This window comes from Sphaerisporangium album, assembly GCF_003323745.1.
Taxonomy (GTDB): Bacteria; Actinomycetota; Actinomycetes; order Streptosporangiales; family Streptosporangiaceae; genus Sphaerisporangium; species Sphaerisporangium album.
The window spans coordinates 546,246-552,772 of sequence record NZ_QOIL01000001.1; the positions used below are offsets into that span (position 1 = coordinate 546,246).

The window sequence follows — 6,527 nt, forward strand, 5'->3', positions numbered from 1 at the left end:
AAGCCCGCCGGGGGCGCCGCTCACGGCGGACGCCCGGGCGGGCTGAAGCGGGAGGACGGATCGCCGGGCGGCCCGCGGGCGGATCGTCAGGCGGCCCGCGACCGGGGGGTCAGCAGCCGTCCCGCCCCCGGGACGCCCGTCCGGACCCCCGTCAGGTCGAGCAGGCGCCACAGGCACGCCTGGTTCGAGGTGATCACCGGCACGGACAAGCGTTGCTCCAGGCTGTCGATGGCCTCCCAGGAGCGGAAGCCGCTGCCCGGGATCAGCACCCCGTCGGCGTCCGGGGGGAACGCCGCGGCCACCTGGCGGTGCACCTCCTCGGGGTCCACCTCGAAGCGGCCGCCCCGGTCGAAGAGCTGGTGCCTGCGGACGCCCTGCCAGCGGGCGCCGAGCCGGTACTGCAGCAGGCCCGCCGCCTCGAACCCGGCCTCCGCCAGGTAGCCGCGCGTGGCGGCGAAGGTCGGCGCGGTGAACCACGGCGGCACGACCACCAGCGGCCTGCGGACGCCGGTCGCCGTCAGGGCCGCGCGGATCGCCTGCCCGGCGGTGTAGACGGGGGTGCCGCCGGCGAGGGCGGTCGCCGCCGCCGCGAACCCGTCGTCGAACGCCAGCCCGCCGAAGAAGCTCGCCGAGCCGAAGCAGAAGCAGATCGCCGACAGGTCCATCTGGCCGAGCTGCACCAGCCCGCGCCGCACGTCCGGCGACTCGATCACCTCGCTCCACGGCGCGCCGGTGTACTCGGCCCCTCCGGAGGTCGGGCTCTCGAACCGGGCCGCGTGGACGGTGGTGCCGGGCGGGGCCATGCCCCACAGCTCCGCCTCGACCACCGGATCGTTGTGGATGACCAGCACCCCGAGCCGCGCGACCCACGACCACGTGTTCGGGGCGCCGCCCTCGCCGGGCCCGTTCCTGACGGGCCCGTTCACGCCTCCGCCCACGCCCGCGTTCATGAGGGGGCCTCCGCCAGGTCCGCGGCCGGGGCCGCGCTCCGGGACCGTCTCCGCGCCAGGCCCGACCAGCTCAGGACGGCGCCGAGGCCCGCGGCCGCCGCGGTGGTGGCGAACGCCCAGCCGAAGTCGCCCGCCTGCGGGTTCGGGCCGAGCACCAGGACGAGGATCGCCACGCCGAGCGCGCCGCTCATGTACTGCGCGGTCGTCATCATCGCGCTGCCGACGCCCTGGTTGCGGTCGGCGATGTCGGCGGTCCCCGCGATGAACATCGACACGTAGGTGACGCCGTGCCCGAAGCCGGTCAGCAGCAGCCCCGGCAGCAGGTTCAGCGCGTACCCGTCCCCGTGCACCTGCACGGCGAGCAGCAGCAGCCCCACCGCGTCGGCCGCGAACGCCAGCGTGAGCGCGAGGCGCACGCCGAGCGCGGCGACGATGCGCGCGGAAACCGAGTTGGCCACCGCGATCGCCACCGCCATCGGCAGGAACGCCAGCCCCGCCGCGAGCGGCCCGTATCCGCGGAGCTGCTGGACCAGCAGCGTCACGACGAAGAACTGGTTGCCGACGCTGGCCATGTAGAACGCGGTGGACCCGCACCCCACCAGCAGCGAACGCGTCCGGCGCAGCAGCGGGTCGACCAGCGGCTGAGGGCTGCGCCGCTCCTGCACGACGAACGCCACCAGCAGGACGGCGGCCGCGCCGAACCCGGCCAGCGTGCTCGCGTGCGTCCAGCCCTGCGTCGACGCCTGGGTCAGCGCCAGGGCGGCGGACAGCACGGTGCCCGTGCACAGCACCCCGCTCGGGACGTTCAGCGGCGAACGCCGGCGCGCGGCCCGGTCGCCCTCCGGCAGCAGCCGCGGCGCCGCCAGCGCGCAGACGACGGCGAGCGGCAGGTTGATGAGGAAGACCCAGCGCCACGACATCGTGGTGAGGAGCCCTCCGATGATGACGCCGGCCGCCAGGCCCGACGCGCCGACCGTTCCCCACACCGACAGCGCCTTGTTGCGCGCGGGCCCCGTGGCGAACGAGGTGTTGATCAGCGCGATCACCGCCGGTTGCAGGACGGCGGCGGCGACGCCCTGCGCGGCGCGGGCCACCAGCAGCGGCGCCGCGCCCGGGGCCAGGCCGCCCGCCAGCGAGGCGACGCCGAACAGCAGCATCGCGACGACGAACAGCGTGCGCGGCCCGAACCGGTCGGACGCCCGTCCTCCGACGATGAGGAAGCCGGCGAAGAACACGGCGTACCCGCTGACCACCCACTGCACGGAGCTCTGGCTCAGCGCGAGGTCGTGGCCGATGCTCGGCAGCGCGATGTAGACGATGGAGTAGTCGAGTGCGATCAGGAACTGTGCCACGGCGAGGACGGCGAGTGCGCCGCCCGCCGACCGGCTCCGTACGGCGGGACCGGTGGCCGATGGGGTCATGGAGATCACCTAGGTGTCGAGATCGGCAGGGGGGTCGTCGGGGATCGGTTCGAGGATCAGGTGAGGGACGGGTGGAGCGGCCGGGGGCCGAGGACGCCCGCCAGCTCCGCCGTGGAGCCCAGCACGGCGCGCGCGCCCGCGCGCCGGAGCTGCTCGGGCGTCGCCACGCCGCAGCCGACGCCGTAGCCGTCCATTCCGGCGGCGCCGGCCATTAGCATGTCGTCCACCGCGTCGCCGACCACGACGCACCGTCCGGGCGGCACGCCGAGCGCGCCGGCCGCCAGCAGGGCCAGGTCGGCGTGCGGCTTGCCCCGTTCGGTCATGCCGTGACAGGACAGCGTGTCGAAGGCGCCGAGCAGCCCGGCGGCCGTGAGCAGTTCCTCGGTGCTGGGCCTGACCTTGCTGGTGACGACGGCCAGCGCCCGTCCCTGCGCCCGCAGCGCGGCCAGGAGCTCGGGGACGCCCGGGTAGACCAGGCCGGCGGCGTGGGGGATGACCAGCTCGGTGAACAGCTCGCGGGCGCGGGCGGCGGCGCGGGTCACCTCCGGGTGGTCCTCGGGTAGGCCCAGCAGGACGGCGAACGACGCCGCGAGCGGCCTGCCGATCGTGACGCGCAGCCGCTCGCCGTCCACCTCGCGCCCGGCCTCGGCGAGGACCGCGCGCAGCACCCTCAGCATGCCGCCCGGAGTGTCGACCAGCGTGCCGTCCAGGTCGAACAGCACCGCGTCGGCGGGGACGCCGCTCACGCCGCGCTCTCCGTCGTCCGGCGCCCGGCCATGGCGGCGGCGACCTCGGCGGCGAGCGCGCTGGTGGACAGCAGCACCGACCGGTTCGCCTCCCCGGTGCGCCCGTCGGTGGCCGCGGACACCGCCTTTAGGATGTGCGGCGTCATCGACGGCCCGCTGACGCCGGCGCGCTCGGCCTCGGCCTGCTTCTCGTGGATGAGTGCGTAGATCTCCTCCGACGGCAGCGCGTCGTGCGCGGCGATCGGGTGGGTGACCAGGAAGGCGCCCCGGTTGCCCACCATCCAGTGCGCGCGGATCGCCGAGGCCAACTCCCGCAGGTCGTCCATGCGCCGCGGGTTGCGCCGCCCGCTGGACACGCTGTAGTAGGCGGGGAAGTCGTCGCAGCGGTAGCCCACCACCGGGACGCCCTGGGTCTCCAGGTATTCGAGCGTCAGGGCCGGGTCCAGCAGCGACTTGGCCCCCGCGCACACCACCGCGACGCGGTGCCGGGTGAACTCGACGAGGTCGGCGGAGATGTCGAAGGTCCGCTGCGCGTCGAAGTGGACGCCACCGATGCCGGCGACCGCGAAGACCTCGATCCCGGCGAACCCGGCGGCGACCAGCGCGGCCGAGACCGTCGTGCCGCCGTGGCCGCCGGACGCCAGGACGGGCCCGAGGTCGCGCGAGCCGACCTTGGGGATGGTGGGCGTGGTCGCGAACAGCTCGATCTCGCGCTCGGACATGCCGATGACGAAGCGCCCGTCGACGATGCCCGTGCGCGCGGGCACGGCGCCGTTCGCCCGGATCGTCTTCTCCATGCCGAGGGCGGTCTCGAGGTTCATGGGGTACTTCAGGCCCTGCACGATGCCCGAGGACTCCAGGGCCACCACGGGCATCCCCGACGCGAGGGCGTCGACGACCTCGTCGGAGATCGAGTACAGGCTCGTCCGGTCGTGAAAGGACATGGGAGGTTCCTCCGTTGACGTGCACGTGGTCGGTGGATGGGAATGTCAGGTCCCGGGGGGTCGTCGCGCCCCCGTGTGCGGCACGGCCCGCCGCCCCCCGGGAACGGCCCCGTCAGTAGTGCGAGAACTCGTCGCTGTCGAAGCTGTGCCGCTCGTCGCCCTGTAAGGGCGGGTTGAAGACGCTGATGAGCTCCATGTCGCCGCCGGGGTCGGCGATCAGGAAGTGCTCGTCGTGCTGGTCGAGCGCGTAGATCACGCCCGGCCGGATGTCGTGGACGGTCCCGTCGGAGGCGATCACCTGGCCGCTCCCGGCGATGCAGTAGCAGGCCTCAAGGTGCCTGCGGTAATGCAGCGGGGACTTCGACCCGGCGCGGACGACCGTGTGGGCGACCGTGAACCCCATGTTGTCCTTCTGGACGAGAAACCGGTAGCTCAGCCCGTTTCCCCATTCCACGCACTTCACTTCCGACCTGTCGCGAACGATCATTTCCGGTACCTTTCCTTAATAGATGTGAAGCGATTCAGACGAGGCTGCGGGTTTCGCGGACGAACCCCTCGATGGACTGCACCGAGCTGAACTGCTCGGGGGAGATGTTCGCCTCTCCGAGGGGAATGTCGTACCTGTCGCCCACCCACGCGATGAGGCGCAGCAGGCCGAGGCTGTCGACCACCCCCTTGTCCAGAAGGTCCAGATCGGCCGGCAGTTCGTCGGCGGGCACGTCGGGGGCGAAGTTCGTCACGATGAACTGCTTGATCTCGGCTTCCATGGACATGGGCCACTCCTTTCAGGGGTTCTGACGGGTGTCGGCGCCGCTGTGCCCGCGCGTCCTCGCCGAGGCGCGGCAGCGCCGGGAAGTGGTGCGCGCGGGGCGCCACCATTCCCTGGAACGGCTGGAGAACGCGTTTCTCGCGGGCGGATCGGATACCGCGTGCGCGTGGCCGGGCGAATGCCCTCCGGTACGGCGGAAGGGGGCCGGCCCGTCGGTGCGGATATTCGCGCGGCAGGCCCTTGAAAGGGGGCCGGGCGGTGATCCGGCGCCGGGCACAGCGGTGCCGTGGGAAAAGCGTGACACCCGGCGTGGCCGCGAGTCAACCTCTGCGGGAAAATTCGCTTACCAGTTTGTCCGGGCGCCTTCCCGGCCTGTTTCCGGGCATGCGAATGAGGCCCTTCTGTGCGGAAGGACCTCAGTTCACGGATGAAACGCGGCGGGTGTGGGGAAAGGCTTCGATAGCGAGATCAGGGGTTGACGCGCGCCACGAGAAGGCGTAGTTCGTCCAGGTCGTATTCGGCGCGTCCCGGGCTGCCGTATCGGGTCAGCTTCCCCCGGCTCGCCCATTTGCGGATCGTCGCCTGCGAGACCCCGGCCGCGAGGGCGGCGAGGTCGGTCGGGACGGTGCGCCGCCTCGGCCCGGGGCTCATAACGCGTCCCCGGCGGAGACCGGGTCGGCGTCCGCGACCCCGCCGAGCAGGGCCCGGTCCAGCGGCCTGCCCAGCAGCAGCCACTCCCGCGGGTGCCACACGTGACCCGCCTCGCACCTCACCTCGGACGCCTGCCCGGGGCCGCTCCCGGCGTACAGCGTCAGCGAGCAGCCCGGGTTCCCGCACGATCCCAGCTCCCGGCGGGACTCACGCCGGGGCTCCAGCGCGGCCCGCGCGGCGGCGGTCACCTCCGCGATCTCCGCGGCGAGGGAGCCCGCCGCGGGGTGCCCGAGCAGCCAGTCGAGGTGCTGGTCAAGGAAGCCGGCCAGGCGGGTGACCTGCGAGGATCGCGGTCCGGGCGTCGCGCGCTCGTCGGCCACGAGCGCGGTCCAGCAGGCCAGGAAGGCGACCACGTCCGCGCGCGCGGACACCGCGGCCTCGTTCAGGCTGATCCCCGAGGGCCGCCTGCCGCTGACCCGCTCGGTGAAGGCGCGCGGGCCGGAGGTCAGCGCCTCGGCGCACGCCTCGTGCAGGTCCGGCAACCGCAGCAGGTCACGGCGTACGGACGCGCGGCACGAGGCGCAGACCCGCAGGCCCGGCAGCGCGGGTGGACGCGCGTCGCCGGAGGCGGGACGGTGGCAGGGGGGTGCCTCACACGGGTAGTTCGTCATGCTGTTCTCCTCTTGGCGGGCCGGCGCGGCTCGTGGGCGCCGGACTGAGGGAGGGGCCGTTATTGCAGGCTCTTTCGCGTGACTTACTCGTGGACAAATCTGGGGTACACCCCTGTCAAACCGCTTTCGATCCTTTATTTACGGCCGATAAAAGTTATTCGGGCCGCCCGCAGCCGGGGTTCGAACGTGTCTGTCGCGCTTCCTGGTCGCGGGCAACGTCAAGATCAGTCCTCTGGCCGAGATCCACGTCATGAGGACGGGGAACAGGTCGGTCCGGGTCGCTATCCGGTGACCGATGTACGCGAGGCATGGGAACTGGCCTCGATGCCGGAGGTGACCGCGCCTGGTATCGAGCACCGGTTCGACGAGGATCGG

The 6,527-nt window shown here is 72.8% G+C and carries 8 protein-coding genes and 1 pseudogene; 1 reads left to right on the forward strand and 8 read right to left on the reverse strand.

Features of this window, described 5'->3' with window-relative positions; all coding sequences use genetic code 11:
* Positions 1-86: 86 nt before the first annotated feature.
* The 8 genes from DQ384_RS02350 to DQ384_RS02385 form a co-directional block, all read right to left on the reverse strand.
* On the reverse strand, positions 87-950 hold the full coding sequence (locus DQ384_RS02350; RefSeq protein WP_114026950.1) for a maleate cis-trans isomerase family protein: 864 nt from the start codon (positions 948-950) through the stop codon (positions 87-89).
* Positions 947-2,371: an MFS transporter gene (locus tag DQ384_RS02355; RefSeq protein ID WP_114027059.1), complete on the reverse strand. Its 1,425-nt coding sequence runs from the start codon at positions 2,369-2,371 to the stop codon at positions 947-949. Before DQ384_RS02355 ends, DQ384_RS02350 begins: the two co-directional genes overlap by 4 nt.
* 56 nt (positions 2,372-2,427) lie before the next feature.
* Positions 2,428-3,117 carry an HAD family hydrolase gene (locus tag DQ384_RS02360; RefSeq protein WP_114026951.1) on the reverse strand — a complete coding sequence of 230 codons (690 nt, stop codon included), beginning with the start codon at positions 3,115-3,117 and terminating at the stop codon, positions 2,428-2,430.
* Positions 3,114-4,061 carry a pseudouridine-5'-phosphate glycosidase gene (locus DQ384_RS02365; RefSeq protein WP_114026952.1) on the reverse strand — a complete coding sequence of 316 codons (948 nt, stop codon included), beginning with the start codon at positions 4,059-4,061 and terminating at the stop codon, positions 3,114-3,116. The genes DQ384_RS02360 and DQ384_RS02365 overlap by 4 nt, the downstream gene beginning before the upstream one ends.
* Before the next feature lie 112 nt (positions 4,062-4,173).
* Positions 4,174-4,548, reverse strand: a complete 375-nt coding sequence (locus tag DQ384_RS02370) for an ectoine synthase (protein ID WP_114026953.1) — start codon at positions 4,546-4,548, stop codon at positions 4,174-4,176.
* A 34-nt stretch (positions 4,549-4,582) separates the two neighbouring features.
* Complete coding sequence (locus tag DQ384_RS02375; RefSeq protein WP_114026954.1) at positions 4,583-4,834, reverse strand: acyl carrier protein; 252 nt, start codon at positions 4,832-4,834, stop codon at positions 4,583-4,585.
* A 464-nt stretch (positions 4,835-5,298) separates the two neighbouring features.
* Complete coding sequence (locus tag DQ384_RS02380) at positions 5,299-5,481, reverse strand: hypothetical protein (RefSeq protein ID WP_114026955.1); 183 nt, start codon at positions 5,479-5,481, stop codon at positions 5,299-5,301.
* Positions 5,478-6,152 (reverse strand): hypothetical protein, encoded by a 675-nt coding sequence (locus DQ384_RS02385; RefSeq protein ID WP_114026956.1) that lies wholly within the window; start codon positions 6,150-6,152, stop codon positions 5,478-5,480. The genes DQ384_RS02380 and DQ384_RS02385 overlap by 4 nt, the downstream gene beginning before the upstream one ends.
* A gap of 78 nt (positions 6,153-6,230) precedes the next feature.
* On the opposite strand from DQ384_RS02385, the pseudogene DQ384_RS42020 reads away from it, so the two are divergent.
* Positions 6,231-6,527 (forward strand): annotated as a pseudogene (locus DQ384_RS42020) (hypothetical protein); the annotation flags it as partial.

Excerpts from the sequence above, each read along its gene's own strand:
- DQ384_RS02350 (WP_114026950.1), bottom strand. The coding sequence starts at position 950 with ATGAACGCGGGCGTGGGCGGAGGCGTGAACGGGCCCGTCAGGAACGGG.
- DQ384_RS02355 (WP_114027059.1), bottom strand. The coding sequence starts at position 2,371 with ATGACCCCATCGGCCACCGGTCCCGCCGTACGGAGCCGGTCGGCGGGC.
- DQ384_RS02365 (WP_114026952.1), bottom strand. The coding sequence starts at position 4,061 with ATGTCCTTTCACGACCGGACGAGCCTGTACTCGATCTCCGACGAGGTC.
- DQ384_RS02370 (WP_114026953.1), bottom strand. The coding sequence starts at position 4,548 with ATGATCGTTCGCGACAGGTCGGAAGTGAAGTGCGTGGAATGGGGAAAC.
- DQ384_RS02375 (WP_114026954.1), bottom strand. The coding sequence starts at position 4,834 with ATGTCCATGGAAGCCGAGATCAAGCAGTTCATCGTGACGAACTTCGCC.
- DQ384_RS02380 (WP_114026955.1), bottom strand. The coding sequence starts at position 5,481 with ATGAGCCCCGGGCCGAGGCGGCGCACCGTCCCGACCGACCTCGCCGCC.
- DQ384_RS02385 (WP_114026956.1), bottom strand. The coding sequence starts at position 6,152 with ATGACGAACTACCCGTGTGAGGCACCCCCCTGCCACCGTCCCGCCTCC.